This is a genomic window from Vibrio sp. 2033, assembly GCF_033339735.1.
Genome location: NZ_JAWOVC010000012.1, coordinates 44,029 through 69,570, shown reverse-complemented (window position 1 = coordinate 69,570; position 25,542 = coordinate 44,029). Strand labels below are relative to the sequence as shown.

Below are 25,542 nucleotides of genomic sequence, written 5' to 3'. Positions count from 1 at the left end.
GAGATGAAAATTCATGTAGAACCTGTCACGATTGCCATGGCGACACCATTTCGCATCTCTCGCGGCAGTCGGACAGAGTGCCACGTAGTCCGAGTGACAATTGAACATCGAGGCATGACCGCCCAAGGTGAATGCACGCCATACCCTCGTTATGGTGAATCGGTTGAATCGGTGATTAAGGCGATTTCTCACGCCGCACATGAACTGCAAAGTTTGTATGCCAAAGGCGAAGCTGATGTCATGGTTCTCAAAAGCCAGCTTCAATCGTTATTGCCCGCGGGGGCGGCAAGAAATGCATTGGATTGCGCCCTTTGGCATCTTCACGCGCTTTTGAGCCACAAGCAGCAGGTTAACGACCTCTTTGCGTTACCAGAGGCGATTGTGACGGCGATGACGGTTTCTATCGACACGCCGCAAGCGATGGCCAAACAGGCGCAAGCTTACGTTAGTCAAGGCGCAAAACTGCTAAAGGTAAAACTGGATGGTGAACACGTACTTGATCGCGTTGCAGCAGTACGCGATGCTGCGCCGCACGCGCAAATTGTTTTAGATGCGAATGAAGCATGGCAAGGCCTCGACCTCGCGACGGTATTTGCTCAACTCGAACCGCTAGACATCACCATGATCGAACAACCGTTGCCACAAGACTGCGATGACGTACTCGCCAGCATTCCGCACCCCATTCCACTTTGCGCCGATGAAAGTTGTCACACCAGAGAGCAATTGCATCAGTTGGTTGGCAAATATGAAATGGTGAATATTAAGCTAGATAAAACTGGCGGGCTCACTGAAGCACTATTATTAGCCGACGACGCCCAAAAACTCGGTTTTAGCCTCATGTCCGGTTGTATGTTGGGGACGTCGCTGGCGATGCGAGCCGCGTTACCTATTGCAGCTCAGGCAAGCGTTGTCGATCTTGATGGCCCGGTGCTGCTCGGACAAGATGTAACGCCAAGCTTGGTTTATTGCGACGGCGAAATCGTTCTTTCCAAATAGCCTAAACAATCCAGAGGTTTTGCTCCAAAAGTCAGAACCTCTGAGTTTATGATCTCGATTAAAAGACAATCAGCCCCATCATGAAATAAGTCACATAAATTATATGGTTATTGAGGCATGCTAAGATTCCAGTAGTCCAAGAAGGTGGTCTTATGCATCGAGTCATCCGGAAAATGACGTGGAAAACGAATAGGCGGTAATCCCGCCCTACTCCAATGCAGTGCGTGGGTTTCTATAACAACCCACTTCCTAGCAATTCGTAGGTTTTTCACGCCATCTTGCAAGGAGGCTCTATGCCTATCAACAAAATACGCAATATCGCTTTTGTCGGCCAAACCGGGACCGGTAAAACCACGCTGATAGAAAAACTGCTCTTCACCTGCGATGCCACGCACCATTTAGGCAGCGTAGAAAAAGGCGATACCGTTACCGACTTCGACCCTCAATCCATCCAATATCAACACAGTATTGAAGCAACGCCAGTCGCACTGCGCTGGAATAAACACCGGCTCAATATCATCGACACTCCGGGACAAAACGAGTTACTTGGCCGTACTATCAGCGTTTTTCCTGCCGTTGAAACATCTGCCCTTGTCATCGACCCTCAAACCCCACTAAACCAAACTTCCGATCGCTTATTCACCTTTGCTAAAGAGCAGCAAAAATGTCAGATGATCATCATCAATAAGCTCGATAACCACGGTAATCAGTTAGAAAGATTGATGGAGAACATCGTTGAGCATTTTGGTGACCACTGCTTGCCGATCAACTTACCTTCGGCTGACGGGGAATCTGTAGTTGACTGCTATTTCGAACCAGAATTGGGACGAGAAACCTTACTTGCAACGGTAGATGAAGCTCATGAGACCTTAATTGACCAAGTCATCGAAGTCGATGAAGAACTGATGGAACTGTATCTGGAACAAGGCTCCGAACTCACCGCAGAGCAACTGCATGATCCGTTTGAAGAAGCACTGAGAACTGGACATGTGATTCCGGTCTGTTTTGTCTCAGCACAAACCGGCGCGGGCGTCGAGTTGCTGCTGCGCACCTTGGCGGAGATCATGCCCATGCCAAACGAGGGTAACCCTCCTCTACTGGAAAAGAACGGCAAAAAAATCAAAGTAAATTGCGAAACCTTAGAGCACACCGTCGCACACGTGTACAAAGTCAGCGTCGACCCATATATGGGAAAACTTGCCTACTTACGTGTGTATCAGGGTGAAATCAATGCGGGCAGCCTGCTTTATATTGGCGAAAGCAACAAGGCATTTAAAGTTGGGCACTTATATCAACTGCAGGGCAAAGATAGAACCGAGATCCCTCGCGCGCTTGCAGGCGACTTCTGCGTTTTAGCCAAAGTGGATGATCTCGAATTCGATTCAATCGTTCATGACTCTCACGAAGAAGATGGAGTTCAACTCAAAACGTTGGACCTTCCTGACTCCATGTATTCTTTGTGCTTGAAGCCTCTTAAGCGTGGAGATGAGCAAAAATTAGGAGATGTGCTGAATAAAATTGCCAGTGAAGACCCTTCTCTGCGCATCGAACATCGCGCTCGCACCAACGAAACCATCATCAGCGGCCAAGGGGAGTTTCACCTCAAAGTCGCATTAGAAAAGATGGCGAACGTGTACAAACTGGACGTCGAAACCTGCCAACCAAGCGTCGAATACTTTGAAACCATCACCAAACCTGCCGAAGGGCATTATCGACACAAAAAACAAAGTGGCGGTGCAGGCCAGTTTGGTGAAGTGCAATTGAAGGTTCGTCCACTCGAACGTGGTGCCGGATTTAAGTTCATCAACAAAGTAGTGGGTGGCGCCATTCCAACCGCGCTCATTCCTGCTGTTGAAAAAGGTATTTTGCAAGCGTTAGAGGAAGGCGCGATTTCTGGCAACCCAATTAAGGATGTGGAAGTCACCGTTTATGACGGTAAATATCACTCCGTCGATTCGAAAGAAATTGCGTTTGTCATCGCAGGTAAGAAAGCCTTTTTAGATGCGATTAACAACGCAGATCCTATTGTGCTAGAACCCATTGTCCAGATGGAACTGCACATCCCAACCGCGAACGTTGGCGATGTTTCTGGAGATTTATCTGGAAACCGAGGCTTAATCGAAGGCACCGAGCCAATCGACAGCAGCTTCACCTTACTCAGAGCCAAGTCACCTGTAAACGAGCTGCAAGATTACGCTCGTCGATTACGCTCTATCACTGGTGGTGAAGGCAGCTTTAGTATGACCTTAAGCCATTACGAGCCTGCGCCACCAGCAGTGCAAAAACAGGTCTGCCAAGGCAGTACACAACAAGGTTAATTCCCTAAGATTCAAATCAATCACATAAACAAAAAAGCGCCCTCATTTTGAGGGCGCTTTTAGGTAAAAGAAAAATTATTTATCGAGAGACAAACCTATCTGACTGATTTTGCTTTCAAACTCTTCGATGCTGTTCGCTTTGTAAGTCGGAGCACCGTTAAAGTAGCGCGGTTTCTCTGGCAGCATCGCATTTTTCAGCTCTTGTTCTTGATCGATATTGTCATGGTAAACCGTTACACGATTTGGAATATCCTGCTTCATTACAGCCATTTTGGTTCTCCTTTATTAAGACGAATAGTAAGCGTAGAACGAATTTATCGGAGTACAGGCGTAACTGTGTAAAATTTAGACACCAACGACAAAATCATATTTAAACAGTTGCATTTAATATTTTTGAGGCACTTTGTCGTGGCTATTGGCAAACGTGAGTGCAGCGATTAAGGTGAGCTCTCTCTACATGAAGACAGGAAATCCGGTGTCGCAGCAAGAACTCAACCAAATGGGCAGTGCCAAAGTTTTTCTCATCGAAAAAGATGGCGTCCAAGTAATAGAAAAACGTAACCCTACTCAAATAGAAGTCGCGTTTTATCAACGCTATGCCGAACAGTTTAACGCGCTTGGAATACACGTACCGCGCTTGATTCAATTCGACGACCAGAAAAACGTTCTGCACATTGAATACGTTCCCCACGCAGTCGAGCAAGCATTCTTACTTGAAGATGATCGAGTCATTGAACAACTCGTCAAACTGCACCAACTTCCACCAACATCAGATGGTGTTTATCACCGCCACCAGTGGACACCACAAGCGACTCAACAAGCACTCGCTACACTTGAACTGGGCTCAGAGACAGAGCAGTTCTTCCACAACCTCCAACAACGATCGGCGCATCTTTTCGATGGACAGAACTTGATCTCCGGAGACTCGAATGCTGGAAACTGGGGACAGCGCGAAAATGGCGAGCTGGTGCTGTTCGACTGGGAACGCTTTTCTACAGGGCATGTCGCGATAGATTTAGCGCCGCTCATCGAGGGCATGGGCACATTTGATGATTACTTGAACGTAGCAGGCAAGTATATAGAGTGCGCAGAGAAAGGTGAAACAACAGAATTGGCGCGCGATATCGGACTAGCAAAAGCGTGGATCGTTGTCGAGGTAGTCAACATACTGGTCTCCAGAGAGAATCCGCAGACCAGCAAATATTTGGACTGGTTTCGGCAAACCTTGCCGCAATGGGCCAAAAGCCTTAGCGCTCAGGTGATGAGTTAGGCTCTGAGATTTGATATAAACGCCTTTCAGGTTCTGCGCATGAGGTTTCACAATTGCACACCTTGTCAACGCCGACATTATTCAAACCACCACAACTCCCTTGAATGCGCTTGTTGTGAAAAATGACGCCAAGTGACATCAACAAAATGATTGCGAGAAAACCAAGAAAGGTAAATAACCAAACCATATTAACCTGCCTTATTAGCCATCGACTCTAGCTTAAGTATAGCAGGGCTAGATGTTGCTTTGAGTAGCGCTTTAGGTCTTGCCAACAAGGAGGGTTTTGATTTTGGGCCACCACAGGAGCCGCAGCCACCTTTTTGTTTGTGAACACTTTTCTTATGATTGTTTGATGGGCGTCCTTGAGAGGGCTCAATCAAAGGCTCTCTTGGAACCGCAAGCACATCTTCCAAGGAACTACGAGTAGACAGCCTAAATACTGGCGTACCACTGCTAAGTAGCTTTGCCAATACACGTTCACCGATATTTCGCACAAGAACAGCATCCACATTGTACCCTTGTAGAGACTGAATCAACTGAGACTTCGCATTACAACCAGCTTGTGGCATAGAAGCAATGTTCGCTAGGTTTTTAAGCATTCCGTCAGTATCAGAATAAATAGCGATGTATGGTGCTTTTACAAAGTGGTTTGCCACCCGCTCACCATCATTAGGAATAGCATAAATCATAAGTTTGACTCCTCATTCGGAAAAACTAATGCATGACCTTCAACTAAACTTTTTGCGACTTTCAATCTTGCACTTTTTACTGTGTTACCAAAAGTTTGTCTGGAAACGCCCATCTGCTCCGCAGCTTGCTGCTGGCTAAGCCCCTCTAAGTCGGCTAAACGTAGCGCTTCTAACTCTTCTGGTAATATGGCGACTTGCTCCAACTGATTAAATGGAATGCCATTGGGCTTAAAGCAATGGTGAGCCGCACGTCCGCATATTCGTCTTTCTATCTTTGGTCTTGCCATCATTGTCCCTCAAAAACACAGAGTCAAATTACGCCTTAAACTGGCATATGCCAATAACATTTTTAGCATATGCCAATAAACTAAGTTTGCAAAAATCAACACGACAAATACGTAATACATCAACATTAATTAGACATCTAATAATTTAGGAATTTTGATGACAAACGAACAAAAAGATCAATTCTAATTAACCGGATAATAAAAACGTTAGTTTGCGCAGATTTTTCATACAAATACACGCTAATGTGTTCATTTTATTGAAGAAGAAAAACTATAATCCAAGCAAATCATTAGTTTGAACACTAATGATTGTTTTATTTAAAAGGATGTATACCTAAGGAACGAAAAAGAGAAGTTTGACAACATTGGTCTGAGCTTAAAGGGTAATACGTTCGATACAGAACCTGTCGAACGACCATTACTTGGCCTAGGTGCCCTACTCTTCTTGCCAAATTAAGTTTCTTGAAAGCGCTTAGGTATATCAGAAAAAGGAAGTACATATGTCTGACTCAAATTGGCTCAGCGAATTCCCGGAAATGGATGCCTCTGATCTCAGGGCGATTCGCAAAACACTCGACGGCGCCTACAGAGATTTCTCTCGCGAGTATGGTGAACTCATTGAGTCTCTGTTTGATCCGCTCCTTTCGTTTCTTGTCTGGTTTGAAAAACTTCTGATTTCTACACCTTGGTTCATTATTTTAGGTGTCTGCACCACTCTCGTTTATGCCGCCAGCCGCTCTTGGAAACTGGCCGCTGCATGTTTTGGTTCGCTGATTCTGATTGGCTATTTTGGAATGTGGGAAGACACTATGCGTACGCTCAGTATCATCACTGTATGTACTATGCTTGCCATCGCACTTGGTATCCCTATCGGCATCGCTATGGCGCGCTCTAATCGCATTCAGTCGGTGGTAACACCATTACTCGACGTCATGCAAACCATGCCGGCATTTGTGTATCTCATTCCAGTTGTGATGTTATTGGGCATCGGGAAAATTCCTGGCCTTATCGCAGTAGTGATCTACGCGATTCCACCGGTTATTCGTTTAACCAATTTGGGCATTCGTCTAGTTGACAAAGAAGTATTGGAAGCCGCAACCGCATTTGGTGCCAGCACTCGGCAACGGCTTTTTGGGGTTCAGCTTCCGCTTGCAATGCCAACCATCATGGCGGGAATTAACCAAACGATCATGATGGCACTGTCAATGGTGGTCATCGCATCAATGATTGGGGTAAAAGGTTTAGGTCAGCCTGTTCTAAAGTCTATTACCAATCAATATTTCACTCTTGGTCTTCTCAATGGTTTAGCAATTGTCGCCCTAGCAATCCTTTTTGATCGTGCTTCACAAGCGTATGCGAAACGCACTCAAGCTCATTTAGGAGACTCAAAACATGACTAGTCCACTTATCGAAATCAGCGGTCTGTATAAAATCTTCGGCCCCAAGCCCAATAGCGTGATTGAGCGCGTTAAGTTGGGACATAGTAAAGAGCAGGTTTTAGCGGAAACGGGCCACACGGTCGGACTAAAAGACATCAACCTGCAAATTCAAAAGGGTGAAATTTTTGTCATTATGGGATTATCCGGTTCTGGAAAATCCACCATGATTCGCCACTTCAACCGATTAATCGATCCAACCATGGGGCAGATTTTGGTAGAAGGGGTGGATGTCATGCAACTTTCTAACAAAGAGCTTGAACAGTTTCGCCGTCACAAGATGTCTATGGTGTTCCAACGCTTTGGCTTGCTGCCTCATCGCACTGTTATCGACAACATCGCATATGGTTTAGAAGTTCAGGGAATAAATAAAGAGGCGCGCTTAGAAAAAGCAAATGAATGGTTAGAAACCGTTGGACTGACGGGTTATGAGCATCAGTATCCTGCTCAACTATCGGGTGGACAGCAACAGCGTGTGGGCCTTGCACGGGCACTGGCTACCGACGCCGAAATACTGTTGATGGACGAGGCTTTCTCAGCATTGGACCCTCTGATTCGGAGCGAAATGCAAGATCAGTTGGTAGAGCTGCAACAGAAGCTGCACAAAACCATTATTTTCATTACTCATGATTTAGATGAAGCGCTTCGACTTGGCGATCGCATCGCGATACTTAAAGACGGTGAACTTGTCCAACAAGGTTCACCGGACGAAATCTTACTGCATCCTGCCGATGAGTACGTTGAAGCCTTTGTAAAAGACGTCAATAGAGCGCGAGCACTGACGATCGAAACGCTGATGCAGCCACCTTCGTACTGTGTTCGCGCTGAAACCATTGAAGATGCGCTGAGTGAAATGAAACGTGTTAAACGTGATTATGCCTACCATGAGACCAATGCAGGCTATCAAGGCGTGATAACACAGCAAGGATTGCTAAACGCAGCGAAGTTAACTCACCTATCAGATTGGCGTGATGATATCTATGAAGAGGTGCCTATCATCTCTCCACATTTAGCCATTGAGCAAGTGCTGACTGAAGTCATGTCGTGTGAATATTCACTGCCCGTCATCGATAAGCACGGCAATTTGAAAGGCGAATTAAATCGTCAGGTTATTGCGGAGCTGTTTTCTGATCAACGAAGCACAAAACGAGGCACTTCACGCTCAAGCTTCAATAACGTTTCTTAGATGATGTTGATAATACAACTCACAATAATGTGGGCTGTTATCAATTAACTCGCTCCCACTCCCCTTTTTAGATATTTGTCTGTGGGCTCAAGCTTGATACCCAAAGCAACATTTACATTGTTCTGATTTTCCTGACAATTTCATGCTCATATCCGGTTTTATTGACATAGTTAGATCATTCTATTGCTTTTTGATGACGCAAATCCTCGATAAATGTCTACTATTACTCTCATACAAAATCTTGATTTAAAGAGGGATAAAATGAAAAAGACAATGTTGGCACTAACAGGCGCGGTAATCATTCTTGCAGGCTGTCAAGATGAGAAACCTGCCGAAACAAGCGCAGTTGAAGTACCTCAGGCAACGGAAACTGAAGTCACCACCAGTGCAGACGTTACGACTGAGACAATTGACACGTTACCAGTAGAAGAAGAACAGGTAATTACTGAAGAGACATTTGTAGACTCTGAACACAACGCACAAAGTGCTCTGGACTGGAACGGCACCTACAAAGGAACACTACCTTGCGCGGATTGTGCTGGTATCGATATGACAATCACACTAAATCAAGATGGCACTTACGTACTTGAAGAAAGCTACCAAGACAAAGAAGACGGTCAATCAAAATCTGAAGGTCAATTCACTTGGGACGCAAATGGCAGCATCGTAACGTTGACAAATGAAGATGCACCAAACCAATACTTTGTTGGTGAAAACGTACTTATGAAGCTAGACATGAATGGCGAAAAAGTAACGGGTGACCTAGCACCACTATACAACTTAACGAAACAGTAAGAAGTTAGTATCAATACCTGATAAATACCTCAAATCCGAGCCACCCCAGCTCGGATTTTTCGTTATTTTAACGAAAGCTATTCCAGCAACCTTTCTATTCTGAAGCAACATTCTGCTTCTTACCCTGATTGTTCATTACATTTCCATACGCTTTGCCGATAGATGCTTACAACATCATTTTGTACAGTGTTCAAAACAAAACAGAACAACTCGGAAAAATGATGAAAAAAACATTAATTGCACTACTTACTTTGACAGCTGCTGGCTCAGCTTTCGCTGGCGATACTTACATTCGTAACGGTAACATCTACAACAACGAAGGCGGTTGGAACGTAGAAGCTGGTGTGGCTCAAGGCAGCGATCTTTTCAAAGATCAAAAGCATAATACAGCACCAATTCTCAACGGTGGTTACCATGGTGACGACTTTAATGCCGACCTAAGTGGCATTAACTACCGCTTCTTCGGTAACACCAATGAGTTAATCAACATGAGTGCCTACCTTGTAGGTAGCGGTGTAATGCGCGACGGTGATACAGCGAAAAGCCTAAAAGGCACAGATAAACGCCGTTTCGCCGTCGATCTAGGTTTAAACGCAGACTTTACACTGGATCAAAACAACGTCATTTCTACGTACCTTCAGCACGATATCAGTGGTGCTTACAAAGGTTACTTAGCGGGCGCGACTTACTTCCACATCATGAAATTCGGTAGTGTTGATTTTGTTCCTTTTGCTAACCTAACTTATCAAAGTGAAGACTACGTAGATTATTACTTTGGTGTAAAACAACGCGAAGCAAACGCAAACCGCAAAGCATACAAAGGTGATTCAACGGTAAGCTATGGTGTGGGCTACAAACTTGTTATGCCAATCAACGACAACTGGCAAGTAAGCCAAATGACACAATACACGCGCCTAGGCAGCGGTATCAGCGACTCTTCTATCGTTGATAGCGCAAACCAATGGGTTGTTGGCGCAAGTGTGTCGTACAACTTCTAATCCGATACGCCCTTATAAAGCCATCATTTCGATGGCTTTATGCGTTGGACATTTGCATCATCTTGCACACAGACGTTAGTGTGAATGAGCAATCCATAACCTATGTAAATCGCTATAGCCTGTATTCTTCACCTGCACACCTCGCACTTGCTGTGTTTTTGTCACTTCTTCGTAGCCAACAAACAAAGGCAAATATAGGTACTGATCGCGCAGCGCTTTCTCTAGGTTTAATAAAGACTGTAGCGAGTGATCATCAGCCATCGCCCTGCGAACCTTTTCTCTGTGGCTTAACATCTGGCTTTGATCAAAACTAAAACGCAGTCCAGTTGCTATCGACAGCCATTCGAAGATGCCATATTCAAATGGTGCTTCCATGACTTCCTCAATGAAGAGCAAGTCTGCTTGGTGAGACACTACCTCAGGAAAACTAATGTCATCAATAACGACGATCTCCAACTCTAATCCCGTTGCACGAATCACACTGTGCAACCATTCGGAATGGCGAATTAGACTCGGTATCGTCCAGACAGGTTCAGCTAATACCACTTTACCTTTCAGTTTAGGTATCACAACACCATCTGTTATTGATAAATCTTGCTCATGAGTCTCTAACTGAATGCTGTCAACGGCACTTGGCGCATCATAAATTCGCTTTTGCACATGGATGTAATCAGCGAGTTGATACCAAGTCTCTTTTGTGAGTTGGGATTCCGCGCGTTCGCGGTAGGTCAAATATGAAAATGCGCTAATTTTTTCCACTTCAACGTGATCGGAGCTTTGGTTAAAGCTCAACATATTTAAGGTTTTAACATCACCATGAGACAGCGTTATTTGATCTAACAATGCGCGTGCTGAAAAATACTCTTTGTGCGCTTCAAGAGTCATACTCTCCTGGTTCCAGCCGCTGATTTTAAATGGCCCAGTCCCTATGTGGTAGGAATAACTAGAACCGAAAGAGACGACATCTCGACACAGAATAGACGCATGAGGAGTTGCTAGCATGTATGGAAACAACTTGTTCGGATACTTCAATATGATTTTTAAGCAGTTAGATGTTTCTGCAACCACGCTATCAATGCATTGCCAGAGCTCGTGAACTGGTCCTTTTATCTCCCTAAGTCTTTCTATACTCCAAACCACATCCTGTATGTTAAGGGGCTCGCCATCATGGCGATATATGCCTGGCCGCAACCATAACGTCATTACCTTGCCTTCCATTTTCCATTCGTGTGCTAACGATGGCTCGATACCACCATTGGAATTTTGGGTCAGCAATACATCATAAACGCTTTTCGCGACGTGTAATTCAGTGTGACGGTAAGTATTCGCAGGGTCGATTTTGGATACCCAAGGGTAAGAAGAAATCAAAATAGCGTTATTTGATTCATTCAATCGATTCACTTTTTCAGAAGCGATAGTTAGTGCTCTAACCGCGGTTTGACCGAACCAATCAATAAGTTTCGTTATTGAGTTCATTCTTCCTCTGCCAAGCTCCTCAACCAAAAACTCGGTCATCGCTTGTTGGAGGGAAATATTAATACTGAGACGGCTAGCGTTACTTCGGCCAATCGCAGGTTGCCAATCGACCCAATCGTAAGTGGCAAGCTTTTTCATCACAATAGAAACATTGCGCCTCGACGTGCAAATCACCGCTTCTAGCTCAGAAAGCGTAACAAGGTGATACTGGTGAGGTTCAAAGTGCTTTAACAGTAGATCCAGATACCTAAGATTGACATCGTTCACAAAGATTCCTAAGAGTTATTCCAAAGCAAAAAAATAGCACAGGACGCTTAGCAACTAAACTTCCTGTGCTATATCTAAACAAATTCAAAGCTTGGACTCAGCTCGACCAACAGAAGTCAAAAACGTTTACTAAGCCAAGAGGTAACTTGAATAAGTATTCTTAGAAACGGTAGCTCATACCTACAGAGAATACATTGATGTCTGCATCAACCGTTACTTTTTCATTGCCAAATTTCGCAATGTCTAGCTCAGGCATCATGTATTCCCATTCAACTTGTAGAGCAAAGTTTTCAGTAATAGCGAACTCTGCGCCTAAACCGTACATGCCTGTTACAGTGCTGTCAGAAATGGTGGTATGGCCTGCGCTACCGTCAATCACAGAGTTGCTAATTTTGAATTCAGCATTGAAGTAAGAAAGACCAGCTTTAGCAAAAAGGTTGAAACGATCGCCAATCGGTAGAGTCGCTTTTGGCTGAATCGATAGATACTTCATGTCACCAACAGTAACAACTTTGCCGTCTAAAGCATCGTAGCCACCAATGGCTGCTTCTAGAGAAATGTATTCGTTGAATTTGTAACCACCGAATACTTTGCCTGAAAGGCTTGAGTCATCTTCAAGTTTAAGTTTAGTGCTAGCGTTAGTACCACCACCATTGATAGAGCCATTAACATCACCAAACGATGCTTGACCTACAGATGCACCAACGTAAGGAGCTGCGTTTGCAACAGAACATGTTGCTAGAAGGGCTGTCATTAGCCATGTTTTTTTAAACATTGTATTTCACTGCCTGTTAATTATTGAGGTTGTGTTTTGCCCATCCTTAAGCATGCCATGCTATCCATTTCACTTGGTTTCAAAACCAAGTGGATGTTAATGAATAAAAACTCAATAAAACATGAAATATTTAGACACAACTTTGCCACTTTCTTTCTTAATTTTGACAATTTAGTCATTTCACAAGCATTGCTGCTTCAACCAGTTAGTGAGCTTGATGATTTCCGCTTGCTTGGCTCGACTCTTTTTATGAATAAAATAGAAGCTGTCGCCGGTTTCCAATCCATGAGAAGGGATATACACCAAATCGTGCGCTTTATCTCTTTCATTAAGCATAAAATCATTCGCAAATGCGATGCCTTGGTCATAACGCGCCGCCTCAATTGCCAACAACATATGACTAAAATGTTGAACATCGACATCTTTCGGCAAGGTGTAACCGCCCGCTCTACACCACTCAGCCCAGTCTTTTCCTCTCTCACGATAAATTGAGTCTGTCGACAAAATAGGGTATCGCCAAAGCGCTTCTGGAATCGGTTGATCTTGCAACTCTTTCCAAATTTTATGGCTGCAGACCGGATACAACGTCTCCGCGTATAACTTTACCGACATGTAGTTTCGCTTTGGCTTTTCTACCGTGATAAAACAATCGCCAACGCTGTCTGTCTGTTCAGGATCACCAACGACCATATTGAGTGTCAGATCGATTTCTGGATGTAAGCGCTTAAAATCAGACAAACGCGGAATAAGCCACTTTACGGCAAGCGAGCTATAAATCGCCAACCGTATGCTGCCTTTGTCCCCTTCTCGCACCTTTTGGCTGGCCATCGCAATTGAGCTAATTGCTGGGCTAATATCCTCTAAATAGCGGGTGCCCGTATCGGACAAAGAGAGCTTTCTGCCTTGACGGATAAATAATGATTCACCCAAATAATCTTCTAATAATCGTATCTGGTGACTAACGGCACTTTGCGTCACATTGAGTTCTTCAGCAGCAAGCGAAAAGCTAGAGTTTCTGGCAACAGATTCAAAACAGTGAACCGCTCTGAGTGGTGGCAATTTCATTATCTAAAAATCTCATACTTAAACTAATAAATATCACTTCACTTCATCCTATGACATCACCTACTCTTTGGCAAAGACAGAGGAGAGGAAAAAGTGAAAGTTACATCGGTCGGAGCAGCGATGCTGCTATTAATTGTTGGAAATCTCATTGCGGTGCTTTCGGACTCTTTAATTAAAAGTGTCGGAAATGAAGTGCCTATTTTTCAATTTGTCTTTTTCCGACAAATTTCAGCGGTGCTTTTCCTGCTGCCAGTCTACTTGCTAACAAAAAATGCGCCTTTTCTTGAAGGGTTTAAGTGGCACGCTGTTCGCGCTCACGTATGGTTACTTGGTGCAATATTCATGGTTTTGGCGATCTCATCTTTACCGCTCGCAACTGCGAACGCGATCTTTTACGCCGCGCCATTGATCATGTTGCCACTTGCAGCAATCTTTTTTGGAGAACAGTTGTCTAAGCAATCGGTCGCCGCAGCGATAATGGGCTTTGCCGGTGTGTTAGTCATCATTCGTCCAGACCAAATCGATTGGGCAGCAATTTCAGCTTTAGTTGTTGCAATTACTTTAGCAATCAATAACTTGCTCATTCGAAAACTGCCCAAAAATCAGTCTGTGATGCAAACGTTATTGATGACAAACTTGGCAGGTATTCCAGTAGCCTTCTTGCTTGTTCTGATCGAAGCAGAACCTTGGGACTGGAGTGCTTTCCCTGTTGCTGCTGGATCAAGTCTGTTCATCATGATTTATGCAGCAACATGTGTCATCGCTTACCGCTCGATCGATAGCAACAAAATTGCCAGCGCTGAATACAGTGGCTTAATTGGTGCCGTGTTTGTGGGATTGATTTGGTTTGGAGAAGTGCCAGATATATTTATGGCAATAGGAACCATTATGATTGTTGTGCCTCTGGTTTGGCTTTCTAAACGAGAACGTCGCAAGAAAAAGTTGCAAGAGCAACAAGAAGCGCACGTTACTTAAAGTTGTGCTCTAACCCAAAGACTAAAAAACCGAGCCGTAAGTGCTCGGTTTTTTTATGTGGCTCTAATCGGTTTTTACGTAAGCGACTACGTGAGATAAAAACTGCCTTGCAAAGCGATCATTAAACCGGATGCGATATTCATGCTCGGCTTCCGACACTAGACGCCAGCCTTCAGCAAAGTATTCTTTGATATCATCAACCGCCTCTTCTTTATTTTTGATGTGTTTCGCGTTCCACTGATAAGTGCAAGAGACAACGATCAGCCCACCCACCTTGGTGGTTTTTTTTAGAGCATTGATCACGCTAAGTGGCGACTCACATTGATCAATCACATTTAAACATACGACTAAATCAAAGCGAGATTGGAGAGTATCGAGCTCAAAAGGCTGGTTAATTAGCGTCAAATCAACATGAGCACATTTCTGTACGATATCTCTATTCTCTACCTCTAAAGTGTTTAAGGTGTTCACATCGTGAAGGTAAGTAAGCTCGACGCGTTGTTCTTCTATTAATAGTTGCTTCAAGCCATCCATTAACCTATTTGAAGGCTCCACAAGCGTCGCTTCTTTAAGGTTAGGTAAGCGTTGCACTAACTCATAATAATTTCTTCCCAGCGCCGCCCCAACCTCAAGTAGGGAATACGGCTGAACGCTGCTTTCGATTACCGCCTGCGCAATAAAATCAGCAACTTGAGAGCAGTGAGGTGATGACAAAAAAGAAAGTGGGACTTGTTTTGAGCGACTGCTTATCATCTCAATCTGTTGATCCTCAATGAACTTGTCGAACCATTGCGCTTCGAAATAACCAGCCAGACCGTGCTCGGTCAGGTAAAAATCTTCCATGTTTTTTCCGTTCGTACTTTAAGAAAAGTGATTGTATCGAACGCGGAAATTAACGGGTATTTCTGGCCGCACATTCCAATAGGAAAACAGATGAAAACGCCGCTTATGTGAAAAAGCCCTTTCATCTCAAAGATAAAAGGGCTTGTTAATCGCTTCGGTTAAGTCGCTAACTATTGTGGTAGAACAACGTTACCATCTTGAATTGGGAACGTTTTTGTCGCTGGCTTGCTCGCCAAACGAACCGTCGTTGGTGCACCTGAAACTTCGTAAGTGACGTCGTAACCCACTACTTTATCAGATGTCGTATATTCTGTATGACACTGTTTTTTCGTCGTTGTTACTACATCACCTTTTTGCACATTTTCCTGGATCTTACGACCTGTCAGTGCACCAGCAATCGTACCAGCTGCAGTTGCAATCACTTTACCTGAGCCACCACCGATTTGGTTGCCCAGCGCAGCTCCAGCTGCTGCGCCACCAACCGTACCAATAATTTTATTGTCATCCGCAGGGGCAACTTGCTCGGTTACTACCACGTCTTTACATACTTGGTGCGGCTTTTTCACCGTTTCAGTCACCGCTTCAACCAAAGTAATGTTTGCTTGAGTTGGAGCTGGTGGCGTTTTGTCTTTACAGCCTGCTAGTACAGCAACAACTGCCGTTGCAATTGCGATAGATTTCATATTCATGATTTACATCCCAGTATGGTTTGCTTTGATGAGCGTTATGGTAAATCGCAAAAGGGAAATCACATCAGACGAAAACAAACCCTCTGTTATTAACAAGTAAAGAAACACTGTTTTATAAGAGATACGTCAAGAAACACTCAGCAGAATGTCAACAGAGCTAAAACTGTATCACTACTGATTATGATTGGACTGGACTAGTCTATGAGATTTATTTTTAAGCCAAGCTCAAAAATAGTTCGTCATCCGTTAAATACTTATGACGGTGGCTTAGATTACGCACGTGCATAAACATAAAATCAGGGAAACCAGGCGCTATAATGTTATTTGGTTCCCAGCATACACCGCCAACAAACACATATCGCCCCTGCTTGCCATCTTCGTGAAGGGGGTTATTAAGAGGAGAAGAAAACTCTGCTCGGCAACCTTCAACCACACAAACAATTTGTCCTTTAAAAAGGCCAATCACGCGCTTTACAAGATTTGCCTTGATACCACACTTCCATGCTTGGCGAGTGGCCATCTCATAGCCATATTTTCGGATCGCTTTCTTTTGCAAATGTACTACTAGGTTCATTTTGACTCCTGATTCAAGCAACTACGTGAAGCCCAAAGTCATAAAAGCAGATAGACGTCTATACCCGAGTGAGCTCATGGTACGTGGGAATAAACTACGTGATTAGACTGAGTTTAGTGTCGGATGAGATACACCGTCCACGATGCTGTAACGTATCGATTTACACCAATCAAAGGCAGATAACACATCAACTTTTGAGTGCTTTCCTGCGCTGTATCTGGTTACTTCTGTATATTACTATAACGAAATCACCCTCCACGTTTACCTATATAAATTTGTCGTAACGATAGAGGGTGCTTATCATGGAGAGAGGATAACGCCTACGCGTCGATGAGATAATTTTGACCTTCAGTTTCTAAACGATCAATCATTTTACGACACTCATTTAAATCAAGAGGTTGTTCAAAGCGGCGCTTGAGATTCATCAAAAAGAAGATATCTTCACACATGGCTTTCTCAGGTTCGTCACTGATTTTGGCGACCGGTGAACCATTGCACGTGACCATTTTTATCACGATAGAAAGTGGCTGGTAGGCTTCACCATCTTTATTGACATAATCACCCATATCATTGGCAAGAAAAGTACCGATACCAAAACTCACCTGAATACGTCCTTGGAAATACTCGCAAATATCTAACGCTTGTTCGAAGTTAAGTCCGTCGGTAAACACCAGTGTTTTTGTTAATGGGTCTATATTCAGCGACTGGTAGTGTGCAATCATTTTTTCACCCCAGCTATAAGGGCAACCACTATCGTGACGTACACCGAAGTACGCGTTACTTAGTTCTTCATCAAAGTCTTTAAGGAAAGCATCGATACCAATCGTATCGGTTAACGCAATACCTAGTGCACCATTAAACATTTTTTGCCAACGTTGCAACGCCACTTTTTGCGAATCTCGCACATTCACCAGAGCTTGGTGTCCCATAAACCATTCATGAGCAACGGTGCCGATAGGCGTCAAATTCAGCTCTTTTGCTAAGTGATAGTTGCTTGTTCCTGTCAAACATTCCGGCACTTCCTGGCACAAATATTCCAGCATAGTGCGCTGAGCTTGGAAGGAAAAACGTCGACGCGTCGACATGTCAGAAAATTTAAAGTTAGTGATGTTACGACGTTTTAGTTCCGACTTTAGGTGCCGAACTTTCTCTTCTAAAACAGTGGTAAATTGCGCAACAGGGATATCTGACCAACGCTGACGGCTACGAACTTCAGACACGATGCTCATGATGATCGTTTCGTACAAGATGGTATCTCGCCACAAACCGTTAATAGTAATTCTTAACTGGCTTGAGCCATCAGCCATGGCTTTGTTATGGAAAGAGACATCGCTTTGTGGGTTGAAACGGAAATGGCGCAGTGCATCAACAAAGTCAGGATTCAGGTAAGGCGCGACACGCTTAATATATTCAATTTCTTCTTGCGTAAATTGAATATCTTGCAGTTTAAGGACTTCGGCTTTTACCTCAGGCAAAAGCTCAGAAAGGTCTTCCTCACTGCGCACGATAAACTTATATGACACCATCGCATCAGGGTAAAGCGCTGTTACAGCACTCATCATATTGACTTTGTAGACATCGAAATCCAAAGCGCTTTGAATGATGCGGGAAGAAAATAGTTTGGTGGTCATTAGGTGCCCTTCTACATGCCCTTCCTGGGTATATAACTTTTTGTTACTAACTAATTTGCGTAAACAATAAACACCCATCTATAGTTTGTCAACTTTTGTTACTAACCACTCATTTTTATAAGGTTTTTTTGTCTAGAATTCGAACAAGAATTGTGAATAAGTCAGAGTCATCCGTAAATTTATGCTCAAACCGTATTACGAACACTACCAAAAACGTTTCTAACAACTCGTTACTTACCCATTGATTGACCACTTGTTATGCGCTAGATTATTTACAAATCAATATTAGGACCCAACCATGATCGTATCTGTCGACATTATTCCATTCAGGCTATCTGGCTGTGCCGATAAGGGATTGGAAGTGTTGTTGATTAAACGTTCAAATCCAAATCGGCCATACCATGGAGTCTGGGCACTACCGGGCGGATTTGTCTTTGATAAAGACTTAACCAGTGAAGGCGGACGCCCGGCCGATGAAAACTTTGAAGCGGCGCGTCGCCGAATTTGCCGTGAGAAAATCCATACCTACCCTCGCCATTTTAGCGAAGCGTTTATCGACGGTGATCCAAAGCGCGATCCAGAAGACTGGAGCTTAAACATTACGCACTACGCCTTAGTTGATCGTAACAATGTAGAGCAAATAAATAATGCAGGTGTACCGGAATGCCAACTTAAATGGTTTTCGCTACAGGCTATTCTCAATGGAGAAGAGACTCTCGCATTTGATCATCAAAAAACCATTGAAAAAGCGTGGCAAAAGCTTCGTGCATCCATTGAATACACATCGGTTCTTTTGTTTGCATTAGACAAAGAGTTTTTGGTTGCGGACATCATTTCTGCTTATCAAGAGTTTGGTATTGATATCAGCCGAATGACGATTAAGCGCCGCTTGATAGATTCAGGCGTACTAAAACCCACTAATAAAGTCGCTTCAACCAACAAAGGCAAAGGTGGAAAACCCGCAATGGTATATACGCTGACTAGCGACGAAGTAACCTTTTTTCAAAACTGTTTGCGTGGATAAACGCAGACAATCAGACAGACAAGGAGTCTGCCATGACTGTTCGAGTAAACTATCAAACTACAGCAGTGATCGACGTTGATCCAGAGAAAGGCTTTAGTGAGTTATGTCCAGATGAACTGCCCGTTGCAGGTGCGTTGGAAATCGTACCGGAACTTTTGAACAATCATGCCAAAGGCCGATTAAAACTGGTCAGTCGTGACTTACACCCACCAAAAGCAAAGTGGGATGCAGAATCGCCATCCAATATGCTTGAGCCCGTTGGTTTACCGAATGTGGATATAAAGTGGAACCGTCACTGTGTGCTTGGCACAACAGGTTCTGAGCTGCTAGATGGCTTACCACCCGTGTTGGACTACGATTTTCAAGTTAATAAAGGTATGGATCCTGACGCACACCCTTACGGTATTTTTTTCCATGATATTGCCGACACCAAAACGACAGGCGCGCATGAATTTCTAAAGTTCAACGGGATTGATACCTTAGTTATCGGTGGCCTTGCCTTAGACTTTTGCGTGAAAAAATCCGTCATGCAAGCGCTGGAACTTGGCTACAATGTGGTAGTTAATCTTGCTTCAACTCGTGCGGTGCTGCCTGATAATGTAGAGAATGTGCTGACAGAGCTCAGAGATAATGGCGCATTATTTGTCGAAAAAGCGGACGACATCATCGTAGAAAAGTTCGCTTAGAAACGATAGTAACCGAGAAGGATTTCACCATGCATCAACATGAAAAATTGAATTACGTTGAATTTGGTTCCACTAATGTCAGTGCGACCAAACAATTTTTTGAGCGTGCTTTTGACTGGAGCTTTACCGATTATGGTCCAGAATATTCTGCATTTTCAGGACAAGGGTTGGATGGCGGATTCTTCAAATCTGAGTTTATAAACCAAACCGCAAATGGTGGCGCACTTTTAGTATTTTATAGCTCAGACATTCAGGCCACTCAGACAAAAGTAGAGCAGCATGGTGGAAAAATTATCCGCCCTATTTTCGAATTCCCCGGCGGCTGTCGATTCCACTTCACTGAACCGAGTGGAAATGAATTCGCAGTATGGTCAGAGAGCCATTAAGTGATCACAAATCAACAACACACCATCAACGTGAGCCCAAGCTAGCCAGATCCGGAACTGGCATTACATTTCTGGTTGACCTCATCCTTGGTTTAATTCACTGTTAGCGCAACAATTAATCGATGAGGCGCTAGACCTCGACCAAGGATGTCAAATGACTGCCGTCAGTTTTTTTCGCTTACTCTGCCTTGCTGCTATTTGGGGTGGCTCGTTTCTGTTTATGCGAGTCGCCGCCAACACATTCGGGCCGGCTTACTTAATCGAATTTCGAGTTACATTTGCCGCCGTCGCTTTGTTATTGATCGCCGTATATTTGAAGAAGAAACTCACGTTAACTGCGCATACTAAACACTTCTTTATTATTGGCTTATTCAATAGCGCAGTTCCATTTTTACTCTTTGCGTACGCAGCCCAGACACTGAATGCATCAACTTTAGCAATATTGAACTCAACCGCCCCAATATGGGGAGCACTAGTTGGCTTTGTTTGGTACCGCAGCCCACTCACAGCGAAATCTGTTCTCGGTATGCTAATAGGCATTGGAGGCGTTGCAGTCTTGGTCGGCTTAGATACTTCAACCATAGGTGAAGAAGCCATGCTCCCTATTGCCGCCAGTTTGATGGCTTCTTTCAGCTATGGCATTGCTACCAACTACACTAAAAATGCGCCACAAGTGCCTGCTTTTGACAATGCTCACGGCAGCATGTGGGCGGCGGTTATTTGGGTACTGCCGCTGCTACCATTCTTACCAATGCGTGCAGAACCAAGTCATTTCGAATGGAGCTCTGTTGTCACGCTCGGCGTTGTATGCACAGGGTTCGCTTATTTGCTCTATTTCCGCTTAGTTTCTGATATCGGCCCAGCGTCAGCACTGACTGTCACTTTTCTTGTTCCTGTTTTTGGTATCTTATGGGGCTACTTGGTGCTAGATGAGCCCGTCGGCTCTAACACCATCATAGGAACAATTCTAGTGCTTAGCGGCACTATGCTAGTCACCGGTTTCTCCCCAACAGCAATGCTCGCGAAGAGAAAACGAAGCGTGGCTTAATCAGCCTAATATAACTTCCACACCTCGCTTTTTGATTTGTTCAAGGTCGCTTTTCGGAGCGGCTTTGTCAGTCAGCAGCACTGATATTTCGTCAGTCTTACCAATTGATGAGGGATAAATTTGCCCAAATTTACTAGAATCCGTTAGAACAATATTGCGCCTTTTTTTCGCAATGATGGTTTCTGCGATCTCAGCGCGCATCATGTCGCGGCTAGTAAAGCCAGTGTCTTGATGGAAGCCGTCAATACCCAAGAAGGCCGTGCTGAAATGAATGTTCTCAATACACAACTTAGTCAGCGGTCCGACCAAGCTCTCGCCTTGGTGCTGATACACGCCACCAAGCAAGATAATGTTGGCAGAAGTGTTACGGATGAGATGGGCGATATACGCCGATGGCGTAATAATGGTCACATCGCCGCGCTCAGCCAATGTCCGAGCCAACAACGCATTGGCACTGCCTCCTTCAATCAGCACTGTCTCATTCGATGCGACCAAATCCGCAGCTTGGTTTGCGAGCGATTGTTTAATATCGAAACGTACTTCTAGGCGGGCATCAATGTCATCACTTTGCAAAGCGGTAGCTGCGCCGTGAACGCGCTTTAGGTAGCCCTGTTGCTCCAGAAAGTTCAAATCCTGTCTGATGGTCACGCCCGACACGCCAATGATGTCAGAAAGCTCCGTGACTTGAACGCGTTTACGGTCGTTCACTAATTGCAGAATTTCATTTTGTCTTGGGTTCACAGGTTCGCTCCTTATTGATGAGCTTACAGTATACTCACCTGATGTTTCATATGAAAAGAACTTGAAAGTAAAAAGGAAAAAACGCGTGGTCTGATTAGCCAAGCTGTACCTTGCGAATATCGCTCCCATCAACAGATAATAGGGCAACGAAAATGGGATGTAGGGGTTAACTCCCTACATCCCAACAACGATAGAGACTAGGATAAAAGTAATGGAAGAAATTTACTTCGCAGGCGGCTGCCTTTGGGGCGTGCAAGAATTTATGCGCCACCTTCCGGGCGTAATCAACACAGAAGCCGGGCGAGCAAATGGCACAACGGATAACACTCAATCCGAATACGATGGCTACGCAGAGTGCGTGAAAACCCAGTTCGATGCTGAGCAAGTTTCGGTTGAAACTTTAATGGGGTATTTGTTTGACATAATCGACCCTTACAGCGTTAACAAGCAAGGTGAAGACGTAGGTGAGAAGTACCGTACTGGTGTTTATAGCCAAAACGAACAGCATCTCACCATCGCGAAAGCGTTTATCGCAGCACGACCGGACGCCGACAAGATCGCCGTAGAAGTACTGCCACTCACAAATTATGTACCAAGTGATGATGAGCACCAAGACAGACTCACAAACTTTCCGAATGATTACTGCCACATCCCATTAGATTTACTACATAAATACAGGGATAACTCGTAACCATTCAGTCAGCATCGCTTTAAAAGGCAAGATGCATATCAGTTTAAATCGATGCCTTCCACTAATGACAATGTCATTTCTGCCGCCGATATTTCCTTACAACCCGACGAGTTTTGTCCGCACCACAACGGTGTGAATTCATCTCGGTTTTGCTTTTCCATAAGCGCTCTTAGTTGAGCCATTTCAATGGAGGCGTATGGGAATTTCGGCGCAAACTCACTGATGTAGCCTAGCTCCGACATCGCGCGATTCACAATGCCTCTCGCTGGTCGGCCCGAGAAAACATTGGTCACAGCGGTATGTTGCGCGCGTTCACTGGCAATGGCATATCGATGTAAAGACGATGTTTTCGCCTCATCACACAACAAATAGGCGCTGCCAACTTGAACGGCACTCGCTCCTAATCTCAACGCGGCTTCCACCCCACTTCTATCAGCGATTCCGCCTGCAGCAATAACAGGCAAATTCACCCGTTTGGCGATTTGTGGTAATAACGCCATCAAACTTAATTGAGTAGTTAAATCATCCGATAAAAACATACCTCGGTGTCCACCAGCCTCCAAGCCTTGGGCGATAATACCGTCAACGCCTTTTGCTTCTAGCCAAAGTGCTTCGTCCACCGTAGTCGCTGACGAAAGGATCTTCCCTCCCCACCCTCTAATTCGAGCTAACAGATCATCGTCTGGCAAACCAAAGTGGAAACTGATCACTGGCGGTGCAAATGGTTCAATCGCGTCAGCAATATCAAGATTGAAAGGCATCCTTGTCAGAGCGTTTGGCTGAGCCTGAACGGTTGCATCAACCTCGGAAAAATACGGTTGCAGCGTTTTTTGCCACTTTTCGTGCTTGTTGGCGTCATACTCCGGCATTTCATGGCAAAAGAAATTGAGGTTAAACGGTCGGTTAGTTGCCTGCTTGATAAGTTGAAGTTCTTTTACGATGGCGTCTTTGTTCAGCATTCCACAAGGTAACGAGCCAAGCCCGCCAACATTACTGACGGCTATGGTCATTTGGCTGTCTTGCGCACCGGCCATTGGCGCTTGAATAATCGGTAACTCTGTTCCCAAAAGTGTATTAAATACCTTGTTTATCATGCTCTTTCCTTGAAAACTTAACCTTTACCTGTGATGGATCTGCGCCATCGTTATCCAGACTAGACTTTCACATGATTAACCGCTTATAAAGTTAAAGTGATGCATTTGTGCGCTATGCACTTTTGATAGAAATGACAAAGGGAGCCTATGGCTCCCTTAATATGCTGAATAACAAGAATCAAAGTGACTATCGTACGACATCTGATTCAAGCTCTAGCTCTGCTACAGACAGCATGGCAAACTCTTCCTCGGCGGTTGATGCCACCAGTTTGTTGCGGCTGTATAACCCATAATAAACACCACCGATAAGAAACAATCCCATTGTCATGAAAAAGGCTGAGGGATCAAAAGCATAAACACCTGTCATTGCGATCAAAGAAAGCACCAGAGAAATACTCGAAGTAATTATCCCACCAGGCGTTTTATATGGACGAGTTAATTCCGGCTGTTTAATTCGCAATAAAATATGGCTCAAGGACATTAATGCGTACGATACAGTCGCACCGACAACAGCCATCGCCAAGATTAAGTCCCCCTCACCCGTAAGTGAAACCAAGAACCCAAAAACGCCCGGAACCAAAAGCGCACGAGAAGGCACTTTTTTGTCACTGGTTAATGACAAAGTTTGCGGTAAATAACCCGCGCGGGAAAGCGCAAACACCAAGCGACTGTAACCATAAATGATTGAAAAGAAAGAAGCGATAAGGCCAGCCAATCCAAGTAAGTTCACGGCCATTGCTACCGTTGAATTGCCCGTAAGCTTTAGGGCGTCAACTAATGGCACCGCGCTATCGCCTATGACCTTTGAGCCAACCGCACCAGCCAAAAGGACGACTACGAGAGTTGCGGTTAGCAATAAAAACAGCATCGCACCAATGATGCCTTTGGGAACATCTTTTGCCGGATTTTTTGCCTCCTCTGCCGCTAAAGGCACACCTTCAACCGCAAGAAACAACCACATTGCAAATGGCAACGCAGCCCATACGCCATACCACCCAAACGGCAAGATTTCTGTTGCCTGAGCCGTCGCCGGAGCAATATCGAATAAGTTATTAACATCAAAGTGACCAATAAGCACAGCAGCAGTAATGAGAATAGCTAGCACAGCCAAACCGCTGATGACCATCATCACTTTGAGAGCTTCGCCAACACCTGCCATATGAATAGCGATAAAGACGGCGTAGAAAAGTGCGTAAACAACAGGGCCATCGATACCAACCAATTCATTCACGGCTGAGCCAATAAAAATCACTATCGCAGCAGGCGCGAGCGTATATTCAATCAAAACTGATAAGCCAGTGAAAAAGCCGCCTGTCGGCCCCATCGCCTGTCTTGCGAAGCTGTAACCACCACCCGCAGCAGGAATAGCCGCAGACATTTCAGCTAAAGACAATACTAGCGTGAAATACATTACTGCCATCGCGATAGCAGCAATAAGAAAGCCTCCCCATCCTGCTTGAGCGATGCCAAAGTTCCAACCGGCGAAGTCACCAGATATAACATACGAGACACCTAAGCCAGCAAGTAAAATCCAACCTGCGGTGCCTCTTTTTAGCTGCCTTTTGGCCAAGTACTCCTGATGTTTAGACATAGTAAATCCTT

27 protein-coding genes are annotated in these 25,542 nt (G+C 44.6%); 13 read left to right on the top strand and 14 right to left on the bottom strand.

The window, feature by feature from the left end; all coding sequences use genetic code 11:
* Positions 1-3 precede the first annotated feature (3 nt).
* The gene (gene dgcA, locus R7P74_RS15795; RefSeq protein WP_225473844.1) at positions 4-996 is read left to right on the top strand and encodes an N-acetyl-D-Glu racemase DgcA; all 993 of its coding nucleotides are present in this window, start codon (positions 4-6) and stop codon (positions 994-996) included.
* Positions 997-1,289: 293 nt separating this feature from the next.
* Positions 1,290-3,314: an elongation factor G gene (gene fusA / locus R7P74_RS15790; protein ID WP_047102779.1), complete on the top strand. Its 2,025-nt coding sequence runs from the start codon at positions 1,290-1,292 to the stop codon at positions 3,312-3,314.
* A 75-nt stretch (positions 3,315-3,389) separates the two neighbouring features.
* Here fusA and R7P74_RS15785 read toward each other — a convergent pair whose 3' ends face one another.
* On the bottom strand, positions 3,390-3,584 hold the full coding sequence (locus tag R7P74_RS15785) for a hypothetical protein (RefSeq protein WP_005373920.1): 195 nt from the start codon (positions 3,582-3,584) through the stop codon (positions 3,390-3,392).
* A 187-nt stretch (positions 3,585-3,771) separates the two neighbouring features.
* Between R7P74_RS15785 and R7P74_RS15780 the strand changes: the two genes are divergently transcribed.
* Positions 3,772-4,584, top strand: a complete 813-nt coding sequence (locus tag R7P74_RS15780) for an aminoglycoside phosphotransferase family protein (protein ID WP_318122960.1) — start codon at positions 3,772-3,774, stop codon at positions 4,582-4,584.
* Here the strand turns inward: R7P74_RS15780 and nqrM are convergent.
* Genes nqrM through R7P74_RS15765 form a run of 3 tightly spaced genes read right to left on the bottom strand, consistent with a single transcriptional unit; the run spans position 4,562 to position 5,560 of the window.
* Positions 4,562-4,771: a (Na+)-NQR maturation NqrM gene (gene nqrM, locus R7P74_RS15775; protein ID WP_017635136.1), complete on the bottom strand. Its 210-nt coding sequence runs from the start codon at positions 4,769-4,771 to the stop codon at positions 4,562-4,564. The two genes, R7P74_RS15780 and nqrM, sit on opposite strands and share 23 nt — an antisense overlap.
* Before the next feature lies 1 nt (position 4,772).
* Positions 4,773-5,273 carry a NifB/NifX family molybdenum-iron cluster-binding protein gene (locus R7P74_RS15770; RefSeq protein WP_025577643.1) on the bottom strand — a complete coding sequence of 167 codons (501 nt, stop codon included), beginning with the start codon at positions 5,271-5,273 and terminating at the stop codon, positions 4,773-4,775.
* The gene (locus R7P74_RS15765; protein WP_005373924.1) at positions 5,270-5,560 is read right to left on the bottom strand and encodes a DUF134 domain-containing protein; all 291 of its coding nucleotides are present in this window, start codon (positions 5,558-5,560) and stop codon (positions 5,270-5,272) included. Before R7P74_RS15765 ends, R7P74_RS15770 begins: the two co-directional genes overlap by 4 nt.
* Positions 5,561-6,060: 500 nt before the next feature.
* Between R7P74_RS15765 and R7P74_RS15760 the strand changes: the two genes are divergently transcribed.
* The 4 genes from R7P74_RS15760 to ompV all read left to right on the top strand — a co-directional run bounded on the left by R7P74_RS15760 (position 6,061) and on the right by ompV (position 9,975).
* Positions 6,061-6,960, top strand: coding sequence for an ABC transporter permease (locus R7P74_RS15760; RefSeq protein ID WP_064354518.1), 900 nt, complete (start codon positions 6,061-6,063; stop codon positions 6,958-6,960).
* Entirely contained in the window at positions 6,953-8,182 is a 1,230-nt protein-coding gene (locus R7P74_RS15755) for a quaternary amine ABC transporter ATP-binding protein (RefSeq protein ID WP_225473841.1), read from the top strand. The genes R7P74_RS15760 and R7P74_RS15755 overlap by 8 nt, the downstream gene beginning before the upstream one ends.
* 261 nt (positions 8,183-8,443) lie before the next feature.
* On the top strand, positions 8,444-8,977 hold the full coding sequence (locus tag R7P74_RS15750) for a copper resistance protein NlpE (RefSeq protein ID WP_005373930.1): 534 nt from the start codon (positions 8,444-8,446) through the stop codon (positions 8,975-8,977).
* Positions 8,978-9,198: 221 nt separating this feature from the next.
* Positions 9,199-9,975 (top strand): outer membrane protein OmpV, encoded by a 777-nt coding sequence (gene ompV / locus R7P74_RS15745; RefSeq protein WP_017635134.1) that lies wholly within the window; start codon positions 9,199-9,201, stop codon positions 9,973-9,975.
* A 75-nt stretch (positions 9,976-10,050) separates the two neighbouring features.
* On the opposite strand, the gene R7P74_RS15740 is transcribed toward ompV, so the two are convergent.
* The 3 genes from R7P74_RS15740 to R7P74_RS15730 all read right to left on the bottom strand — a co-directional run bounded on the left by R7P74_RS15740 (position 10,051) and on the right by R7P74_RS15730 (position 13,558).
* On the bottom strand, positions 10,051-11,718 hold the full coding sequence (locus R7P74_RS15740; protein WP_318122959.1) for an ABC transporter substrate-binding protein: 1,668 nt from the start codon (positions 11,716-11,718) through the stop codon (positions 10,051-10,053).
* Between the two features lie 160 nt (positions 11,719-11,878).
* Positions 11,879-12,493: an outer membrane beta-barrel protein gene (locus R7P74_RS15735; protein ID WP_005373936.1), complete on the bottom strand. Its 615-nt coding sequence runs from the start codon at positions 12,491-12,493 to the stop codon at positions 11,879-11,881.
* A gap of 180 nt (positions 12,494-12,673) precedes the next feature.
* The gene (locus tag R7P74_RS15730) at positions 12,674-13,558 is read right to left on the bottom strand and encodes a LysR family transcriptional regulator (RefSeq protein ID WP_005387224.1); all 885 of its coding nucleotides are present in this window, start codon (positions 13,556-13,558) and stop codon (positions 12,674-12,676) included.
* 93 nt (positions 13,559-13,651) lie between these two features.
* Here R7P74_RS15730 and R7P74_RS15725 point away from each other — a divergent pair, with 93 nt between their 5' ends.
* Positions 13,652-14,533, top strand: a complete 882-nt coding sequence (locus tag R7P74_RS15725) for a DMT family transporter (protein WP_005373940.1) — start codon at positions 13,652-13,654, stop codon at positions 14,531-14,533.
* Positions 14,534-14,596: 63 nt separating this feature from the next.
* On the opposite strand, the gene R7P74_RS15720 is transcribed toward R7P74_RS15725, so the two are convergent.
* From R7P74_RS15720 to pncB, 4 genes are all read right to left on the bottom strand, one after another.
* A complete protein-coding gene (locus tag R7P74_RS15720; RefSeq protein WP_318118868.1) occupies positions 14,597-15,376 on the bottom strand; it encodes a methyltransferase domain-containing protein in 780 nt (259 codons plus the stop codon).
* A gap of 170 nt (positions 15,377-15,546) precedes the next feature.
* The gene (locus R7P74_RS15715) at positions 15,547-16,065 is read right to left on the bottom strand and encodes a glycine zipper 2TM domain-containing protein (RefSeq protein WP_005373945.1); all 519 of its coding nucleotides are present in this window, start codon (positions 16,063-16,065) and stop codon (positions 15,547-15,549) included.
* A 214-nt stretch (positions 16,066-16,279) separates the two neighbouring features.
* Entirely contained in the window at positions 16,280-16,639 is a 360-nt protein-coding gene (locus tag R7P74_RS15710; RefSeq protein ID WP_033906302.1) for a hypothetical protein, read from the bottom strand.
* 320 nt (positions 16,640-16,959) lie between these two features.
* On the bottom strand, positions 16,960-18,270 hold the full coding sequence (gene pncB / locus R7P74_RS15705) for a nicotinate phosphoribosyltransferase (protein WP_042523435.1): 1,311 nt from the start codon (positions 18,268-18,270) through the stop codon (positions 16,960-16,962).
* 298 nt (positions 18,271-18,568) lie between these two features.
* On the opposite strand from pncB, the gene R7P74_RS15700 reads away from it, so the two are divergent.
* The 4 genes from R7P74_RS15700 (at position 18,569) to R7P74_RS15685 (ending at position 21,414) form a co-directional block, all read left to right on the top strand.
* Entirely contained in the window at positions 18,569-19,294 is a 726-nt protein-coding gene (locus R7P74_RS15700; RefSeq protein WP_005373953.1) for an NUDIX domain-containing protein, read from the top strand.
* 32 nt (positions 19,295-19,326) lie between these two features.
* Positions 19,327-19,980 (top strand): isochorismatase family protein, encoded by a 654-nt coding sequence (locus R7P74_RS15695; RefSeq protein ID WP_053307171.1) that lies wholly within the window; start codon positions 19,327-19,329, stop codon positions 19,978-19,980.
* Positions 19,981-20,009: 29 nt separating this feature from the next.
* Positions 20,010-20,366: a VOC family protein gene (locus R7P74_RS15690; RefSeq protein WP_042523322.1), complete on the top strand. Its 357-nt coding sequence runs from the start codon at positions 20,010-20,012 to the stop codon at positions 20,364-20,366.
* Positions 20,367-20,520: 154 nt separating this feature from the next.
* The gene (locus R7P74_RS15685; RefSeq protein WP_005373960.1) at positions 20,521-21,414 is read left to right on the top strand and encodes a DMT family transporter; all 894 of its coding nucleotides are present in this window, start codon (positions 20,521-20,523) and stop codon (positions 21,412-21,414) included.
* On the opposite strand, the gene R7P74_RS15680 is transcribed toward R7P74_RS15685, so the two are convergent.
* Positions 21,415-22,155 carry a DeoR/GlpR family DNA-binding transcription regulator gene (locus tag R7P74_RS15680; protein WP_054865466.1) on the bottom strand — a complete coding sequence of 247 codons (741 nt, stop codon included), beginning with the start codon at positions 22,153-22,155 and terminating at the stop codon, positions 21,415-21,417.
* 211 nt (positions 22,156-22,366) lie between these two features.
* Here R7P74_RS15680 and R7P74_RS15675 point away from each other — a divergent pair, with 211 nt between their 5' ends.
* Positions 22,367-22,846: a peptide-methionine (S)-S-oxide reductase gene (locus tag R7P74_RS15675; protein WP_318122958.1), complete on the top strand. Its 480-nt coding sequence runs from the start codon at positions 22,367-22,369 to the stop codon at positions 22,844-22,846.
* 38 nt (positions 22,847-22,884) lie between these two features.
* On the opposite strand, the gene R7P74_RS15670 is transcribed toward R7P74_RS15675, so the two are convergent.
* Together R7P74_RS15670 and eat are read right to left on the bottom strand one after the other, a co-directional pair.
* On the bottom strand, positions 22,885-23,940 hold the full coding sequence (locus tag R7P74_RS15670; RefSeq protein ID WP_318122957.1) for an NAD(P)H-dependent flavin oxidoreductase: 1,056 nt from the start codon (positions 23,938-23,940) through the stop codon (positions 22,885-22,887).
* Between the two features lie 187 nt (positions 23,941-24,127).
* Positions 24,128-25,531: an ethanolamine permease gene (gene eat / locus R7P74_RS15665; RefSeq protein WP_170890216.1), complete on the bottom strand. Its 1,404-nt coding sequence runs from the start codon at positions 25,529-25,531 to the stop codon at positions 24,128-24,130.
* Positions 25,532-25,542 lie beyond the last annotated feature (11 nt).